The sequence below is a fragment of the Streptomyces sp. SAI-170 genome (assembly GCF_049739565.1).
In the GTDB taxonomy this organism is placed as follows: domain Bacteria; phylum Actinomycetota; class Actinomycetes; order Streptomycetales; family Streptomycetaceae; genus Streptomyces.
The window spans coordinates 7,546,441-7,563,915 of sequence record NZ_JBMGQD010000001.1 but is presented as its reverse complement, the minus strand read 5'-3'; the positions used below and the strand labels follow the sequence as shown (position 1 = coordinate 7,563,915).

At 72.1% G+C, this 17,475-nt stretch carries 8 protein-coding genes and 1 pseudogene; 1 reads left to right on the top strand and 8 read right to left on the bottom strand.

What is annotated here, in order from left to right:
- Window positions 1-27 precede the first annotated feature (27 nt).
- Window positions 28-3,144 (bottom strand): annotated as a pseudogene (locus tag RKD23_RS33995) (alpha-amylase family glycosyl hydrolase); the annotation flags it as partial.
- Between the two features lie 234 nt (window positions 3,145-3,378).
- A complete protein-coding gene (locus RKD23_RS33990) occupies window positions 3,379-5,079 on the bottom strand; it encodes a carbohydrate-binding module family 20 domain-containing protein (RefSeq protein ID WP_424857191.1) in 1,701 nt (566 codons plus the stop codon).
- A gap of 482 nt (window positions 5,080-5,561) precedes the next feature.
- Here RKD23_RS33990 and RKD23_RS33985 point away from each other — a divergent pair, with 482 nt between their 5' ends.
- The gene (locus tag RKD23_RS33985; protein ID WP_424857190.1) at window positions 5,562-8,528 is read left to right on the top strand and encodes a carbohydrate binding domain-containing protein; all 2,967 of its coding nucleotides are present in this window, start codon (window positions 5,562-5,564) and stop codon (window positions 8,526-8,528) included.
- A gap of 44 nt (window positions 8,529-8,572) precedes the next feature.
- Here the strand turns inward: RKD23_RS33985 and RKD23_RS33980 are convergent, their stop codons facing one another.
- From RKD23_RS33980 to RKD23_RS33955, 6 genes are read right to left on the bottom strand one after another with little or no spacing between them, the layout of a single operon-like run.
- Entirely contained in the window at window positions 8,573-9,559 is a 987-nt protein-coding gene (locus tag RKD23_RS33980) for an SDR family oxidoreductase (RefSeq protein ID WP_424857189.1), read from the bottom strand.
- A 41-nt stretch (window positions 9,560-9,600) separates the two neighbouring features.
- Window positions 9,601-10,680, bottom strand: coding sequence for an ROK family protein (locus RKD23_RS33975; protein ID WP_424857188.1), 1,080 nt, complete (start codon window positions 10,678-10,680; stop codon window positions 9,601-9,603).
- Window positions 10,677-11,048 (bottom strand): cupin domain-containing protein, encoded by a 372-nt coding sequence (locus RKD23_RS33970; protein WP_424857187.1) that lies wholly within the window; start codon window positions 11,046-11,048, stop codon window positions 10,677-10,679. Before RKD23_RS33970 ends, RKD23_RS33975 begins: the two co-directional genes overlap by 4 nt.
- Window positions 11,045-12,211 (bottom strand): sedoheptulose 7-phosphate cyclase, encoded by a 1,167-nt coding sequence (locus RKD23_RS33965; protein WP_424857186.1) that lies wholly within the window; start codon window positions 12,209-12,211, stop codon window positions 11,045-11,047. Before RKD23_RS33965 ends, RKD23_RS33970 begins: the two co-directional genes overlap by 4 nt.
- 7 nt (window positions 12,212-12,218) lie before the next feature.
- A complete protein-coding gene (gene malQ / locus RKD23_RS33960) occupies window positions 12,219-14,420 on the bottom strand; it encodes a 4-alpha-glucanotransferase (protein WP_424857185.1) in 2,202 nt (733 codons plus the stop codon).
- A complete protein-coding gene (locus tag RKD23_RS33955) occupies window positions 14,417-17,464 on the bottom strand; it encodes a Cof-type HAD-IIB family hydrolase (protein WP_424857184.1) in 3,048 nt (1,015 codons plus the stop codon). The genes malQ and RKD23_RS33955 overlap by 4 nt, the downstream gene beginning before the upstream one ends.
- Window positions 17,465-17,475: the final 11 nt, after the last annotated feature.

Sequence of the window (17,475 nt, the reverse complement as noted above, 5' to 3'; positions counted from 1 at the left end):
ACTCGGTCCTTCCGGTCAGTTCTCTGGGGTGCGGACGCCGGTCGCGCCCAGGAGGGCACCGCTGTCGGCCCGCTGTGTGGCGATCAGCTCGCTCCTGAGCGCCTCGGGGACCCGGTCGCGGTCGCGCGGGTCCACCCGGAACACGGAAGCGTCCGCGAACTGCGGATACGCCTCCTTCTGCGCGCGCGTCAGCTCCGCGGGCACGAGCCGCAGCCACCGGCCCTCGTCGCGCAGCGCGCCCCGCACGAGCTCAAGGCCGCCCTCGGGCGCGTACACGAGCTGCTGGCTCGCGACACCGGTGCCCTCCCCCGGCCATACGACGGTGTCGTCGCCGAGCCAGGTGGCCGCCGAGGCGTCGAGGTCCAGGCCGAAGGCGCCGCTGAGGGACGGGGCCAGGTAGACGGGGTCACCAGCGACACGCCACACCTCGTGTCCGTACAGGGAGAAGTCGAGGGCCTCGTCGACGGGGATGTCCTTCTCCTCCTTCTTGTGCAGGACGTAGCTGAGCGAGGCGGCGCCTTCCTTGAGCGGCACCTCGAAGACGAGGCCGAAGGAGTCCCGGCGCACCGGCCTGATGGGGTCGTTCCACTCCGGCGGGTTCGCCGAGCCGGTCCATGTGTGCAGGCCCCAGCCGTCGTAGTCGCCGTCGGGCCGGTGGTAGTGCAGCACCGCCTTGGTGGTGTCCTGCGGAGGCCGCGCCTGCTGGGGCCGGTCGGTCCGGACCGTGTCGGTGCCCTCGCTGGTCCACACCTCGCCGGCCACCGCGAAGTCGACCGAGCGTTCCGGTCCGTCCGCGACGCCGTCCTTCTCCACGGTGAAACGGACCGGGCCGCCGACCGACGGAATCCAGGCGAAGGCGCCGTAGGCGTCCCGTCCGTCGAAGGAGGCCGTCGTTCCCGTCGTCGTCCTCAGCCGGAGCCCCTCGTAGTCGCCGTCGGCGCGCTGATAGTGGACGACCCCGTAGGACCGCTTCACCGTGGGCTTCTCGGGGAGGGGGACCTGTCCGGCGGTGGTGACGGCGAGGGCGCTGCCCGTGCGGCCTCGGCTGTCGACGACAACCGCCTTGTAGCGCAGGGGCGTTCCGGCCTGAACGGTGTCCGCGAGGTGCTGGGTGACGCGGTAGGGAGCGTGGTCGGCAGAACCCAGGACCTGCCAGGGGGTGTTGCCGACCTGTGCGGCGAACACCACGCGGTTCAGAGGGCCTTCCGACACCTGTGCGTCGATCTCGACGTCGCCGGTGGCGCCCGGTGCGGGGGCCTTGAGTGTGACCGTGGGCGTGGCGGCCGGGGAGGGGAGGCGCCGGTCGGCCTTCAGTACGACCGTCGAGAGTGCCGGGACTGTGACTCGAACCTTGCGGGCGGCGTCGCTGCGGACGCTCGCCGAACTGCCGTACAGCGACTTGAACTTGGTCCGCGCCGAACCGGTCTCCAGCTCCACCGTCCTGGATTCAGCGGCGTTGTTGACCGCCACCAGGTACTCCACGCGCTGCCGGGCATCGGTGCGCGAGAACGCGTACACGCCCTGCCCGGGGTCGGCGTAACGCTCGGTCTGGACACCGTCGCGCAGGGCCGGGTGCGCCTTGGTCAGCCGCGACAGAGAGGCGATCGACCGGTACAGCGGATGCCCAGTGTCGTAGGCGTCCGAGGCGTGGGTGCGGTCCGTGCCGATCTGATCGTCGTCCAGATAGTCCGGGACCTGCGAGGCGAACATCGTCTGGCGGCTGTCGACGTCGCCACTGGGGCCGGTGAAGCCCTGTTCGTCGCCCGCGTAGATCACCGGGTTGCCCCGGGACAGGAACAGCAACTCGTGCGCGAAACGGTCGCGCTTCAGCAGTTCCGCGTCGCTCGCGCCCGGGTTGTCCTGCGCGATGAAGCTGCCGATGCGGCCCATGTCGTGGCTGCCGAGGAAGGTCACCTCACCGTAGGCGTCGGCCTTGTCGGTGGTGTACCGGTAGTCCTGGGCGAGGACGTGGGAGAGGTCGGTGGCCGGGGCGCCTCGGGAGGCGTAGTTGCGGAAGGCGGCCTGGAGCGGGAAGTCGAGGGTGCCGTCGAGGCGGCCCTGGACCAGATAGGGGGCCATCACCACGGGGTCGGCCGAGAATGCCTCGCCGAAGACGAAGAAGTCGGGCTGTCCCTGCCGGGCCGCGTAGGCGTCCAGCGCGGTGGCCCACTCGGTCCAGAACTCCATGTTGACGTTCTTGGCGGTGTCGACGCGGAAGCCGTCCACACCGAAGTCGTCGACCCACTTCTCGTAGATCCGGGCCATGCCCTCGACCACTTCGGGGCGCTCGGTCCACAGGTCGTCGTTGCCTAGGAAGTCGCCATACAGGGCGCTCTCGCCGGCGAAGGTGGAGTCGCCGCGGTTGTGGTACATGGTCGGGTCGTTGAGCCAGTCGGGGACCATGCGGTCGTGCTCGCCGGTGCGCGGCTGCGGGGTGTAGGGGAAGCTGTCGGCGTCGACCTCGCGCATCCCCTTGCTGTCGTCGAAGGGACGGCCCTCGGTGTCGAGGTACGGATAGGCGCCCTTGGAGCGGTAGCCGTACTGCTTCTCGGCGTAGTCGACGGTGTCGGCGGTGTGGTTGGTGATGACGTCGAAGAACACCTTCATGCCCTTGGCGTGGGCCTGGTCGACCAGTTCTCTCAGGTCGGTGTCGGTGCCGAAGTGCGGGTCGACCTGGGTGAAGTCGGTGATCGCGTATCCGTGGTAGTTGGCCGACTGGTGGCGGCCCACTGTGTGCACGGGCTTGTTCTTGAACACCGGCGCCATCCACAGGGCGGTCGTGCCGAGGCCCTTGATGTAGTCGAGCCTGTCGATCACCCCCTTCAGGTCGCCGCCCTGGAAGTAGTACTTGTCGGTGGGGTCGAACCCGGTGCGCGACCGGTCGCCGGGCAGGCCGCCCCGGTCGTTGGCCGGGGTGCCGTTGGCGAAACGGTCGGGGAGCAGCAGATAGAACTGCTCGCGGGAGGGGGCGGGGCGGGCCGGTTCACGCGCGAGCACCGCGTCGGCGGGCGGCTCGGGCGCGGTGGCCGACTCAGGCGCGGTGGTCGCTTCCCATACAGCGGCCGCCTTCGATACGGCGGCCGACTCCGATACTGCGGCCGATTCCGATACTGCGGCCGATTCCGATACTGCGGCCGACGCCAAGGGCGCGGTGGGCGCGAGGACGGTCAACGCCGGTACAGCCAGCGCGAGGGCGAGATACCCGGCGGTCCGGCGCCGGGTTGGGGCTAAGGTCACGGGGCCTTTCTCCTGAACGGTCTCACATGGGACGTGCCGCCCGCGGGCGCGGGCGGCATGGGTGGTGCGTGGTCACCCCGCCCGTCGCCGCGGGGCGACGGGCGGGGGTGTCGGTGGGGGGCGAGACCGCGGTGGGCCGGCTCAGCTGCGCCAGGTGTCGTTCACCGTGATCCTGCCGCTCGCCGGGACGGTGGCGGTGCGGTTGGCGCCGCTCTCCCAGGTGACGTTGCCGGAGGCGTCCTTGCGGACGTACTTGTACTCGAAGGTGGTTCCGGCAGGGAGGTCGAGGTCGAGCTTCCAAACGGGGTAGCTCGCCGGGTCGAGCTTCAGCGCGTTCGCCGGGTTCCAGTTGCCGAGGGCGGCCTGGTTGCCGGTGACGTAGATGTTCTGGCCCCAGGCGGTGGTCGCGTTGACGTCGAACGACGCGCCGGCGGGGTCGACGGGGTTCTCATTGCCGCTGTCGCCGCACTCCTTCGCCCCGATGTGCAGGGCGAGCGCACTGTGGGCGCCGAGTGTCGCCGTGAAGCGGCCGGAGCCGTCGACGGTGACGGGCTTGTCGCTCTGGACGTCGCAGTAGGTGCCCGCGGGCAGGGACGTCTGATAGGTGCGCGTCAGTGACGACGACTCGTGGTTGATCGCGACGAAGGCCTTGTCGCCGCGGCCGAAGGCGATGGCGTTGGCGCCGTTGTCCCACCAGTCGGTGACCGCGGCGGTGCCGGCGGTGTTGCGGAAGCCGACCATGCCGGCGATCTCGCGCCAGGCGTGCTGGCACTTCCAGCCCTCGGTGAAACAGGCATTGACCTGGCCGCTGTTGGGCGGGCCGTCGTCGTGGCCGCTGAACTCGTAGCCGGAGTGGACGTCCGGCGAGCCGTAGGGCCAGGCCAGCATGAAGACGTGCGCGAGGGTGTAGTTCGCCCCGTCCTTGTAGCTGAGGGAGGCGCCGGTGCGTTCGGTGTCGTGGTTGGCGACGAAGACGGAGGAGGTGGCGCTCGGGACGTAGCCCCAGGCCGCGCCGAAGTTCTTCAGGTAGGCCAGCTTCTCGCCGCTGAAGACGCGCTTGAGGTCCCGGGCGTAGCCGAACTCCTGGACGTCCCCGGTGCCGGTGTACTGGCCGGGCTGCACGGCCTCACCGGCCGCGCCGATGGTCTCCTGCTTCCAGTAGACGCCGGGGTCGGTCAGCCTGCTCTTGATGTTGCTCAGGTCCGCAGGGGCGATGTGCTTGGCCGCGTCGATGCGGAAGCCGTCGACGCCGAGGGAGAGCAGGTCGTTCATGTACCCGGCGATCGTCCTGCGGACGTACTCCTCGCCGGTGTCCAGGTCGGGCAGGCCGCCCAACTCGCAGTGCTGGACGTTCCAGGCGTCCTGGTAGTTGCCGACCGAAGTGGTGCAGTCGTCCAGGTCGGACGCGGAGTAGGTGCCCGGGTAGTTGTACTTGGAGAAGCTGGAGCCGCCGGAGCCCGTTCCGGAGGTGTTCGCCATGTGGTTGATCACCGTGTCGACGACGACCTTGACGCCGGCGGCGTGACAGGTGTCCACCATCGCCTTGAAGGCGGCGCGGTCGCCCAGCCTGGTGTCGATCTTGTAGCTGACGGGCTGGTAGGCGGTCCACCAGGGGCTGCCCTGGATACGTTCCTGCGGCGGCGACACCTGGACGTATCCGTAGCCGTCCGGGCCGAGTCGGTCCGTGCACGCCTTGGCGACCGAACTGAACTTCCATTCGAACATCACGGCAGTGACGTCCTTGACACCGGGCGGTGCCGCCTGAGCGGTGCCCGGCACCGTGACGGCCACAGCGGCTCCCGCGACAAGCGCGAGTGCAGCGGCCACGGTTGTGCTGGCCATGGTTCCTCCCTGATCCACGAACTGATCCATGAACTGATCCACGAAGCGGACATGCGGATGAGAGGCCTCACGCAGCAACGCGCCATGCCAGGGGGCCTGTTGTCGTTTCTTGCTGAAACTCGACGGAACATCTTGCGGTCGTGAAGGTACGAGCTGCCGCCGTCGCTGGTCAACCCTTCAAACAACACCTGTTCCAGTCTTTCGGAAGCCCAAGGTCAGCCAGTTGGGCCCGAGTTGGGTGACTGAAAACTCTTTCGCAATCATTGCAACGGTGTTACGTTCACCCACACTTCCGGCCCGGGATCCGGTGGGGCGGCACCGACTCCGTTCCCTCACGCGCCCGGACCTCCCGGGCCGGTTGCCCAGCTCCAGGCACCCGCGGCGGTTCGGGCGCACACCCACCGGCTCTGGCATGGCATGCGCATGTCAGGAATGGAAGCGCTTGCTCCGCCCGGTACTCCCCACCCCCACCGGAGACGCACATGAGACGCGACAGACCCCCCGTCCGCGGCTGGACCGCGGGCGCCCTGGCCGGAGGGCTGCTGGCCCTGGCGGCCGTCACCGGCCCCCCGGCCGATCCCCGTACCGAGCCGGCGGCCGCCACCGCGAACTCGGCGACGGTCTACTACTCGACGAAGACCCGCAACTGGTCCTCCACCTACCTGCACTACGCCCCGAACGGCGGTTCCTGGACCACGGTGCCCGGGACCCGGATGCAGGCCGCCTGCACGGACTGGGTGAAGCTCACCGTCGACCTGGGCTCGGCCACCGGCCTCCAGGCCACCTTCAACAACGGCGTCGGCACCTGGGACAACAACGGAGGGCAGAACTACGCCCTGGGCACCGGCGACATCACCGTCAAGGACGGCGTCGTGGCCCACAGCAACCCCTGCGCCGACCCGGGCCCGGGCACCGGGCAGTCGGCCACGGTCTACTACTCCTCCCAGTCGCTGGGCTGGACCACGGTGAACCTCCACTACCAGCCGGCCGGAGGCTCCTGGACGGCCGTGCCCGGCATCGGCATGCAGGCGGCCTGCACCGGCTGGTGGAAGCAGACCGTCGACCTCGGCTCGGCGACCTCGCTGAAGGCCGCCTTCAACAACGGCAACGGCACCTGGGACAACAACAACGGCGCCGACTACACCATCCCCTCCGGCACGAGCACGGTGAAGAACAACGCCGTCACCGCCGGCGCGGCCGACCCGTGCGCCCCGCAGCAGCCGGACACCCAGGCCCCCGGCGTGCCGTCCGGCGTCACGGCCTCGGCCACCGGCACCTCGGTCGTCACGTCCTGGCAACCGTCCACGGACAACGTGGGAGTGACGGGGTATCAGGTGACGCGCACCGGCGGCACCAAGGGCACGACGGTCACCGACGTCACCTCGACCGTCCTCTCCGACACCGGCCTGGAGGCGAACACCGCCTACAGCTACACGGTGCGGGCCGTGGACGCCGCCGGGAACATCTCCGCGGCCTCCGCGGCGGCCCGGGTGACGACCGGGAGCGCCCCGGAGCCCACCACCGGCACCCCGCTGGGCACGGACCCGCGCAAGGACCCCATCTACTTCGTGCTGACCGCCCGCTTCAACGACGGTGACAGCTCCAACAACCGTGGCGGCAGCCAGCACGTGAAGTCGGGCAACGCCGCGAACGACGACCCCATGTTCCGCGGCGACTTCAAGGGCCTGGTCGACAAGCTCGACTACATCAAGGGCCTCGGCTTCTCCGCCGTGTGGATCACCCCGGTCGTGCTCAACCGCTCCGACTACGACTACCACGGCTACCACGGCTACGACTTCTACAAGGTCGACGCCCGCCTGGAGTCGGCCGGCGCGTCCTACCAGGACCTCATCGACGCCGCCCACGCCAAGGGCATGAAGATCTACCAGGACGTGGTCTACAACCACTCCTCCCGCTGGGGCGCCAAGGGCCTGTTCACGCCGACCGTGTACGGCGTGCGCGACAGCCAGTGGAGCTGGTACTACGACGCGAAGAACGAGGGCTTCGAGTACGACGGCCTCACCGTGGACCCGCAGTCGGGCAAGTCGTACTACAACGGCGACCTGTGGTCCACCGCCGAGCCGACCGGCAACACCTGTCTGAACTGGGGCAAGCCCACCGGGGGCAAGAGCGCCGAGGGCTACACGGTCTACAACTGCCAGTGGCCGAGCCCGACTTCGGGCATGTTCCCGAAGGCGTACTACCACCAGTGCTGGATCGGCAACTGGGAGGGCGAGGACTCCCGCTCCTGCTGGCTGCACGAGGACCTCGCCGACCTGAACACCGAGTCGGCGCCGGTGCAGAACTACCTGATCGGCGCGTACAACAAGTACATCGACATGGGCGTCGACGGCTTCCGCGTGGACACCGCGGTGCACATCCCGCGCGTCACCTGGAACCGCCGCTTCCTGCCGGCCATCCACGACCGGGTCGCCCAGCGGTTCGGTGCCCAGGCGGCCGACAACTTCTTCGTCTTCGGCGAGGTCGCCGCGTTCGTCAACGACAAGTGGAACCGCGGCTCCCCCAACCACTCCGCGCAGTTCTACACCTGGAAGGAGCGCCGCGAGTACAGCGCCGACGACACCGCGGCCGCGCTGGAGCAGTACGACTACGAGCAGCAGCAGGGCACCGGCAACCAGCCGACGTCCACCAACGCCTTCCTGAACGGCAACAGCTACCACGCGCCCGACCACAGCAAGTTCTCCGGCATGAACGTCATCGACATGCGGATGCACATGAACTTCGGTGACGCGTACAACGCCTTCTCCAACGGCAAGGACTCGGACGACAGTTACAACGACGCCACCTACAACGTCGTCTATGTCGACAGCCACGACTACGGCCCCAACAAGAGCAGCACGCGCTACACGGGCGGCACCGACGCCTGGGCCGAGAACATGTCGCTGATGTGGACGTTCCGCGGCATCCCGACGCTGTACTACGGCTCGGAGATCGAGTTCCAGAAGGGCGCGCGGATCGACTGCGGGCCGACCTGTCCGCTCGCCACGACCGGCCGCGCCTACTTCGGCGACCATCTCAAGGGCAGCCTGACGGTGTCGGACTTCTCCAAGGTCGACTCGGCCTCCGGCCAGGTGGCCACCACCCTGAGCCGGCCCCTGGTCAAGCACGTCCAGCGGCTGAACCAGATCCGGCGGGCGATCCCCGCGCTGCAGATGGGGCAGTACTCCACCGACGGGATCTCGGGCGGCATGGCCTACAAGCGGCGCTACACGAGCGGCGGCACGGACAGCTTCGCCCTCGTCACCGTCTCGGGCGGCGCCACCTACACCGGCATCCCCAACGGCACCTACCGGGACGCGGTCACCGGCGATGTCAGGACCGTCACGGGCGGGACGCTGTCCGTCGCCGCACCCGGGAAGGGGAACCTGCGGGTCTACGTCCTCGACGGCCCCGGCAAGATCGGCGCCGACGGGCCCTACCTGAAGTGACACGACGGCGCCGCCGGCCCCGGACACCGGGGCCGGCGGCGCCTTCAGACCGCCTCCCCGAAGGCGCGCTCCCCGAAGGCCTGCTCCCCGTAGGTCCGCTCCCCCAAGTCCCGCTCCCCCAAGTCCCGCTCCCCGAAGTCCCGCGCCAGCAGTCGCGCCCCCTCCTGCACCCCGCGCACGCGGATGCCTCTGGTGGCCGGCAGCCGGCCGAGCAGGGTGCTGACGAGGCAGGTGTTCTCCGGCCGTGACGCGTACCGGGTGCCCGCCCTGGCGGTCGGGACGACCAGGCCGGGACGGGCGCCCAGCGCGTCGGCGATCACCGATGCCCACGCGGCCCGGCCGACCCGGTCCGGGCCGCCCAGGTGCAGCACCGGCGGCAGCGGGTCCCGGCAGTCCAGCAGGGCGGCGGTCACCTCCGCCACGTCGTCGACCAGCACCGGAGTCGTCCACTGGTCCGCCGGGGCGGTGACCGGTTCACCGCGGACGAGGCGGTGGGCGCACGCGGCGAAGAAGTTCAGCCACTTGCCGGCGTCCGCGGGCTCATGGCCGTAGACCAGGCTGACCCGCAGCACCAGGGCGTCCGCGGCTTCCAGCAGGGCCCGTTCGGCGGCGGCCTTGGCCCGCCCGTAGGCGTTCGCCGGTCGGACCGGGGTGTCCTCGGTGTTGTCGGCCCGGGTGCCGTCGAAGACGTTGTCCGTGGAGATCAGCACCAGCCGCGCCCCGCCCGCGCCTGCGGCGAAGTGCGCGGCGATGCCGGTGTGCGCGGCGGCCGCGCGGTCCGGGTGCTCCTCGCACCAGGTGACGTCCGAGGGCCCGTGCACCAGCACCACCCGGTCCGGGCGCAGCCGGTCAAGGAGACGCCCGCACGCCCCGGCATCGATGGCGTCGAGCGGTGTCCAGCCGGCCCCGTCGGGCGGCGTCACCGGGGTCCGCGAGGCCAGCGTCACCTCCTTGCCGTCCGCCGCCAGGCGGCGCGCGATGCCGGTCCCCACGAAGCCGCTGCCGACGACGAGCGTGCGCCCGGCCGTCATTCGCGCCTCCCCTCGGATCTGCGATGCCGTACGCGAGATCGTCATCCCGCCTCCTGGTGGGCCAGTGAGGCCGTGCGGTCGGCCAGCAGCCGTCCCACGCCGATCAGTCCGTGGTCGTCGTCCGCGCGGCCCAGCGCCACCGAGGCGTCCACCGCGGCGGCGTCGAGCCCGAAGCAGCCGAGCCGCACCAGCTCCTCGACGAGGAGTTCGCGGTAGCGCTCCCCGACGGCCAGGGCGAAGCCGCCCATGATGACGTACCGGCAGATCCCGATGGAGGTGAAGACGGCGCCGATCGCCTGCGCCAGATACACCAGCGTGCCGCGCAGCACCCGGGTCGCGAAGGGATCGCCCTCGCGTACCGACCGTGCGATGGCCGGGTTGTCCAGCGCGTCGGCGCGGCCGTCGCACAGCTGCCCGAGCCGGGAGCGCGCGAAGCCCGCCGGGTCGGCCGCCGCCGCGCGGCGGGCCGCGGCCAGCACGCCGCGTCCGGAGGCGATGCCGCCGAGATGGCCGCGGCCTCCGCAGTCGCACAGCGGCGCGTCGGGCGACGGGTCGCACACCCAGTGGCCGAGTTCGCCGCCGTGCCCGTCGGCGTCCAGCAGCACCTCGCCGCCCCGGAAGACCTTGTTGCCGATCCCGGAGCTGACGGTGAGCAGGCAGAAGGGTTCCGCCTCGGTCGCGGCGTACCGCCAGGCGGCCGCGGTCAGGTCGTTGACCACGACGACCGGGGCTCCGATCCGCCGCGCCAGGAGCTGCCCGAGCGGCAGCGGCGCACCGCGCCGCCCCCACACGGTGGGGGCCGCGAGCACCAGGCCGCTCGCCGAGATAGGCCCGGCGAAGGCGACGCCGACCGCGCGGGTGCCCCGGCCACCGGCGTGCCGGGTGATCTCGTGGACGATCTGCTCCACGACCCTGTCCTGCAGGACGGGCACCGGGTCTCCGGGGTGGCGGGCGATGCCCTCCACGGGCACCCGGCGCACCCGTGACAGGGTCGCCGTCACCGGGTCGTACGTGCCGGTGCGCAGGGTGGTGCCGCCGACGTCGAGGACGGTGAAGGTGCCGGTGCCCTCGGTGCCGGCCGCCCGCGCCGGGACGAGCCGGCCGGAACGCGGAACGGTCATCGGAGCACCTCCTCGAACACCAGCAGCCACAGTTCGTCGGCCGAGTCGTTGAGCAGCCCGTGTTCGCCGTGCGGGCGGTTGACGACGACGTCCCCGGTGCCGACGCGGAACTCCGCGCCGTCCCGGTGCATCAGGCCGTTGCCGCGCAGCACGACGTACGTCTCCCGGTCCCGGCCGTGCCGGTGCCGGCCGATGGAGGTGCCCGGCGGCAGCACGGCCAGGTCGACGAACTCGGCTCCCTCGCCGCCCTCGATGCGGGTGAACAGCCGGTGCGCCAGGATCGTGCCCAGCCCGCCGTGGTCGTGTTCCTTGGCGGCGAACAGCTCGACGAGGTTCGTCACGTCCTTCGGTACGTCGTACGACGTCACTGTGCGCCTCCCCCGGCTCCGAGGGCCCGCAGGGCCTCCCGCAGCACCTCGGCGGGCAGGTCCGTGAGTTCCTCGACGAAGGTGGCCTTGCCGATGCCGGTCGGCACGACGAGGTGCAGCTTGCGGCCGCGGCGCTGCCAGGAGGCCTGGAGCGCCTGGGTCATGAGGTCCTCGGTGCAGGTGGCCGGGTCGAGGACGGGCAGCCCGATCCGGGTGAGCAGGGCCACGATGCGCTCGCAGGTGTCGGCGTCGGCCAGGCCCAGCAGCCGGGCGATGTGCGCCGACAGCGCCATGTCGACGGCGACGGCCTCGCCGTGTTCGAGGCGGTGTCCGCCGGCCGTCTCGACGACCGGGCTGAAGGTGTGGCCGAAGTCGACCAGCCGGGCGAGCTCCGACTCGCGCAGGTTGGGGCAGAGTTCCTCCATCATCAGCCGCATCGAGGTGCGCAGGACGTAGGTCTCGACGTCGCCGTTCGGGGTGTGGAGGAACGCGTCGGGGTGCCGTTCCAGCGTGGCGAACAGGTCGCCGTCGAGGATGACCGCCATCTTCACGATCTCCGCGAGACCGCAGCGGATCTCCCGCGGCGGCAGGGTGGCCAGCAGCGACGGGTCGTTGAGGGAGGCGTGGGCCGGGTGGTAGGCGCCGAACATGTTCTTGGAGTGCAGGGCGTTGACCCCGGTCTTCACTCCGACACCCACGTCGACCTGCCCCACCAGGGTGGTGTTGACCTTGATGTAGCGGATGCCGCGGGCGTACATCGACGCGGCGAAGCCCACGACGTCGGCGACGATGCCGCCGCCCACCGCGAGCATCACGCCGTGGCGGTCGAGCCCGGCCGCCTTGGCGACGGCGCACACCTGCTCCACGGACGCGAGGGTCTTGTTCCGTTCCCCGGTGGCGATCACATGGACGCTCCAACTGCCGGGTGCGAGGCGGGCGTCGAGGTACGCCCGCAGGCGCTCGCCGTACAGCCGGTGCACGGTGGGGCCGACGAAGGCCACCACACGGCGTCCTTCGAGGCGTTCGGCGAGCAGGCTGTTGCCGGGGTCGAACACCGCGTCGGTGACGTCCACGCGGTAGCGCGTGCCCTCGGGCGCCAGCAGGTCGAAACCTCCGGCGTCCTCGACTACCCCCTCGACCCGGACAAGGGCCTGGCTTGACATCTTTCTCCTAGCGGTCGGTTCGGTGCGGTGCACCGGAGGTGAACACACGGGCGATGGCCTGGACGCCGGGACGGCCGGGCAGTTCGTCGAGCGGTACCGGCCTGCCGTCCCGGTCCGCCACGGGCAGGCGCCAGTTGGGGTGGACGGTGGCCGTGCCGGGCAGGTTCTGCGGCCGGCGGTCGCCGGTGGCGTCCGGCAGCCACACGCCCAGCAGCCGGGACGGGGTGCGGGTCAGGAAGCGGTGCAGGGCGACGGTCTCGCCGTCCGGGTCCGGGAGGAGTCCCTCCCGCTCCAGCTCGGCGAGCCAGCCGTCGCGCTCGGCGGCCGCCTCGTCCTTCTCCTCGGCCTCGGGGCGGGTCGACAGGCCCAGCCGGGCGCGCAGTTCGACGTGCTCGCCGGTCAGCCACGCCGCGGTCGTCGGCAGGTCGTGGGTGGTCAGCGTGGCGAGACAGTTCGTGCGCCACCGGTCGGCGGGCAGCGGCCCGTGCCGTCCTTCGGAGCCGCCCAGGTACTCGAAGCGCTGCACGGACGTGCCGAGCACCCCGCGCGCCGCCAGCTCCTCGCGGACGCCCGCCTCCACGGTGCCGAGGTCCTCGCCGATGACGTGCACGCCCGCCCGGTGTGCCTCCAGCAGCAGCACACCGAGCATCGCCTCGGCGTCGTAGCGGACGTAGGTGCCCTCCGACGGGGGCCGGCCCTCGGGGACCCACCACAGCCGGAACAGGCCCATGACGTGGTCGACCCGCAGGGCACCGGAGTGCCGCATGCCGGCGCGCAGCAGCGCGGCCAGCGGCCGGTATCCCTCGGCGGCCAGCGCGTCGGGCCGCCACGGGGGCTGGCCCCAGTCCTGGCCGTGCGGATTGAAGTCGTCGGGCGGCGCTCCCACGCTCATCCCGGCCGCCAGACAGTGCTGCAACGCCCATGCGTCGGCGCCCTCGGGGGCCACCCCGACCGCGAGGTCGTGCATCAGGCCGATGTCCATGCCCGCCTCTACGGCGGTGCGCTGTGCCGCGGCGAGCTGCTCGTCGGTGATCCAGGCCAGCCAGCGGTGGAACGCGACGGCGTCCGCGAGTTCCTGCCGCGCCGCGGCCACGGCCGCCGACCGCGGGTCGCACAGGGCGGAGGGCCAGGAGCGCCAGGCGCCGCCGTGCACCTCCGCCAGCGCGCACCAGGTCGCGAAGTCGGTCAGGTCCTGCCCCTCGCGGACGGTGAACGCCTCGAAGGCGGCCCGACGGGCCGGGGTGAGCGGCACCGCGTGCACCAGCCGCAGCACCCGGTGCTTGAGCGCGCGCACCGTCTCGCGGTCGATCAGCGTCCGACCGCTCAGCACCCCGTCGTTGAGCTCCCGCGCGCGGGCCGCCAGGGACTCCGCTTCCGCCCGCGCGTGCCCGGTGAGCTGCCGGTACTCGGGTACGTCCGTCACCCGTACGTGCATGGGGTCCGGGAACCTGCGGGAGCTGGGCCGGTACGGCGAGGGGTCCGGCAGGGGGCCGGGCTCCATCGCGTGCAGCGGGCCGAGCTGCACGAAACCGGCCCCCAGCGCGGACCCCGACCAGGCGGCGAGGCCGGCCAGGTCACCGAGGTCGCCCATGCCCCAGGAGCGGCGGGACAGGACGGAGTAGAGCTGGACGAGGAAGCCCCAACTGCGCCGGCGCGGTACGGGGATGCGGTCGGGCACGACCAGCAGCGGGACGGCCCTGTCCTGCCCGGCGTGGGTGACGTGCAGCAGGTGGTGGCCCGGGGGCAGCGGGTCGGACGGTGCGGCCCGGCCGCCGCCCTCCAGGGCGACGTACGCCTGCGCGTGCGAAGGGAGTGCGGGGCGGGCGGGCGAGCCGGCGCGGACGACGACGCACGGCGGCAGGGCGCCACCCCCGCCAGCCCCCGCGCCTTCGCCGCGCCCGGCGTCGCCGCCGACGCCGCCGGCCCCGGCGACCCCGCCAACCCTGGCTTCTCCGCCAGCCCGGGCTTCCCCGTCGCCCCCGCCGTCCCTGGCGACCCCGCCTTCCCTGACGCCCCCTGCGCCCCTGACGCCCCCACGCAGATCGGCGAGCGCGGCGCGGGCCGAGGCGTCCGTGGCGGCGTCCACCCCGCACGCCGCCAGGACCGCGACCAGCGTGTCCGGCGGGACGGTGACCCGGTGTCCCCGGTCGGTGGTGTAGTCGGTGGCGATGCCGCGCAGACGGGCCAGCTCCCGGAGTGCGGCGGTCATGAGCGGACCTCCGGGGCGCCGAACAGCCGTTCCAGGACGGCGGCGACACCGTCCTCGTCGTTGCCGGGCGCGATCTCGTCGGCCATCGCCCGCAGGTCCGGGTGGCCTCCGGCCATCGCCACCCCGTGGCCGGCCCAGGCCAGCAGCGGAATGTCGTTGGGCATGTCGCCGAAGGCGACGGTGTCGGTGCCGGTGAAGCCGAGCAGGCGCGCGGCGCGGGCCACGCCGGTGCCCTTGTCGGTGCCGGCGGGAAGGATCTCCACCATGCCCTTGACCGAGTGCACGACGGTCACCGCGTCCCCCATCAGCTCGCGCGCGGTGACGGCCAGCCGGTCCTCGTCCACCTCGGGGTGATGGAGGATCAGCTTGTCGATCGGCTCGCTCCACAGCAACGCCGGGTCGGTGGTGACGTCCCAGCCGTGCCGGACACGTTCCCCGAACCGTGGCGTGACCTTGAACCGGCTGTCCGGTGGCGAGGTGACGATGCCCAGCTCCACCCGGCCGAGCACGTCCTCGACCCGGGCGACGACCTCGCGGGCGAGGTCCAGGTCGAGGGGCAGCGAGGACAGCAGCCGGTCGGCGCCGGCGTCGTAGAGCTGTGCGCCCTGTCCGCAGACGGCGAGCCCCTGGTAGCCGATGGTGCGCAGGAGTTGCCGGCAGGCGACCGCGGGGCGGCCGGTGACGACGAGGTGCCGGGCGCCGGACGCGCTGACGAGGGCGAGGGCCCGGCGGGTGCGTTCGGAGACGGACAGGTCGCTGCGCAGCAGCGTGCCGTCCAGGTCGGTGGCGACGAGCAGGAAGGGCGGCACGGTCACGGGCACGGCGTCCCAGGCCACCCGGCCCGAGCGCAGCGTCAGTTGGGCGACGAGGTGCCGGCCGACCGGGGGCCCGTCCAGGACGCCGGTGAAGCGGCCGGCACCGTCGGACGTCAGGGACCTCAGGGCGGCCCCGCTGCCGGTGGGGGCGGGCTCGTCGGAGGCCAGCGCCTCGGTGGCGGACTCGCCGACCGGGTCCGTGGCGCCGGTTCGCTCCTCGTCCGAGGGGGACGCCGACTCGACGACCACCTCCACGTGGTCGGCTTCGGGATGGGCGTAGTCGACCCGCCAGGTGCCGTCCGGTTCTCGGGTGAGCCGGCAGCGTCCGGCCAGTCGTGCCGTCAGGTCGCGCCGGCCGGACCGGCGGGCCAGTTCGGCGCAGCGGGCGAAGTCGGCACGGGCATGGGCGGCCTCGAAGAGCCGCTCGCAGGCGTCGGCGTCGAGGTCGGTGACGTCGACGCCGAGCACGCGGGCGTAGGCGTCGGCGTCCCCGCGCTCCAGGGCCACCCGCTCGACCTGGTCGCGGTGTTCGGTCCAGGCCGATTCGGGGAGCCGGTCCAGCCAGCCGAGGGCCAGCAGTTCCTCGACGGGCAGCGGGCGCGGTGCGTCGCGCAGGGCCCGTTCGTAGGCGGCGAGGCGGGTCTCGGCGCTGCGGGCCCAGGTGAAGGAGCGGCCGACGCGCCGGGCGTTCGCCGACAGCCGGGCGTAGGTGTCGGGGGCCGTGCGGTGGACCGCCACGGCCTCGCGTATTCGCTCTGCGAGCGCGACGGCCAGGCCGGGGTCGTCGTCGCGGAACGAGCCGCGCACCGAGAAGCCCGTCGCGTCGGGGTCGCCGGGCGGGAGGGCGTGGCCGAAGTGCCCGGTCACCCGCTGCGCGGTGGCGATGGGTACGGCGCCGCACGCCATGGCCTCGGCCTGGGCGATGAGGAAGCCGTCCAGCTCGAACTTGGACGGGAAGAGACAGAAGTCGGCGGCCGCCGCCTCGGTGAACAGGGTGTCCTCGTCGGCCAGTCGCCAGTCCAGGCGCACCTGTCCCGGGTGGCGGTCGGCGATCGCCTGGAACGCGGCGTTCGCCACGGTCCCCGGCCCGTCCGCCCCGCCGCCTGCCGAGCAGCGGATCAGGAAACTGACCTCGGGATCGGTGGCCAGGACGTCCTCCACGGCCCGCATCAGCTCCAACTGGCCCTTGTGGTGCACCGCGTAGCGGGCCGCGTGGTAGAAGACGGGCCGGGAGGGGTCCAGGCCGAGTCCGCGCAGTACGGCGTCCCGGTCGACGGCGGCGGGGTCGCGTGCCAGCCAGCTGTCGGCGACGGCGCAGCCGCCGGCCAGCAGCTTGTGCGACTGCTCGCGCAGACGCCGGGCCACCGGCAGCGTCGCGAACAGCGCCTCCATCGGGGTGTCCTGGAAGGTGGTGTAGTGCCGCAGCTGGCCCGGTGAGACGAAGTCGACCAGGTCCGCGTACTGCGCCACCAGCGGGAACAGGCCGACATGGTCGGGCCCGTACTCCGTGTGCATACGGGTGCCGGCCAGGGCCCGCGCCATGGTGGCCGTGGGCGAGTCCTCGGCGGGCGGCGGCCCGTCCAGGTCGTCCAGGCCGGTGGCGTCGGCGCCGAGCAGCTCCAGCAGGCGCTCCGCCTGGGGGCGGTACACCTTCTGCGTGATGGGTGCGTTGGCCGCGACCGTGCTGACGGTACGGAAGCGCGGGTCGCCGGCCAGGGCGGCGGGCAGCAGGTAGTGGTAGTAGGGCTCGAAGCCGTGCACGACGGCCGGTTCGCCGGCCAGGGCGCGCCGGATGAACCGCAGTCCGTCGACCTGGAACACCAGGGGCTTGAAGTGGGCCAGGTCCCGGCCCTCCAGGCCCGGCGGCGGATACAGCCGGTCCGGCAGCAGGTCCAGGTACTCGCTGGACAGGAAGTGGATGTCCACTCCGTCCAGCCGCACCCGGTGGGCCCGCGTGGTCAGCCGCAGCTCGACCGTCGGCGGCTGCGCGGGCCAGACCTTCGGGTCGAGCACCAGCGGCACGGTGTCCGTGACGGCCTCGTGCGGTTCCTCGAGGTCGAACCGTTCGCGGAGCGCGTCGAGATGGCCGTGCGCGGGGGTCACGAGCGACACCCGGTGGCCCCGTGCCGCGTACTGGCGGCACAGGTTCCACACCAGCGGGGACAGTCCCCCGCGCATCAGCCGGTTGTCGAAGCCGCCGCACTCGAAGGAGAAGGCGATGATGTGCATCCCAGGGGATC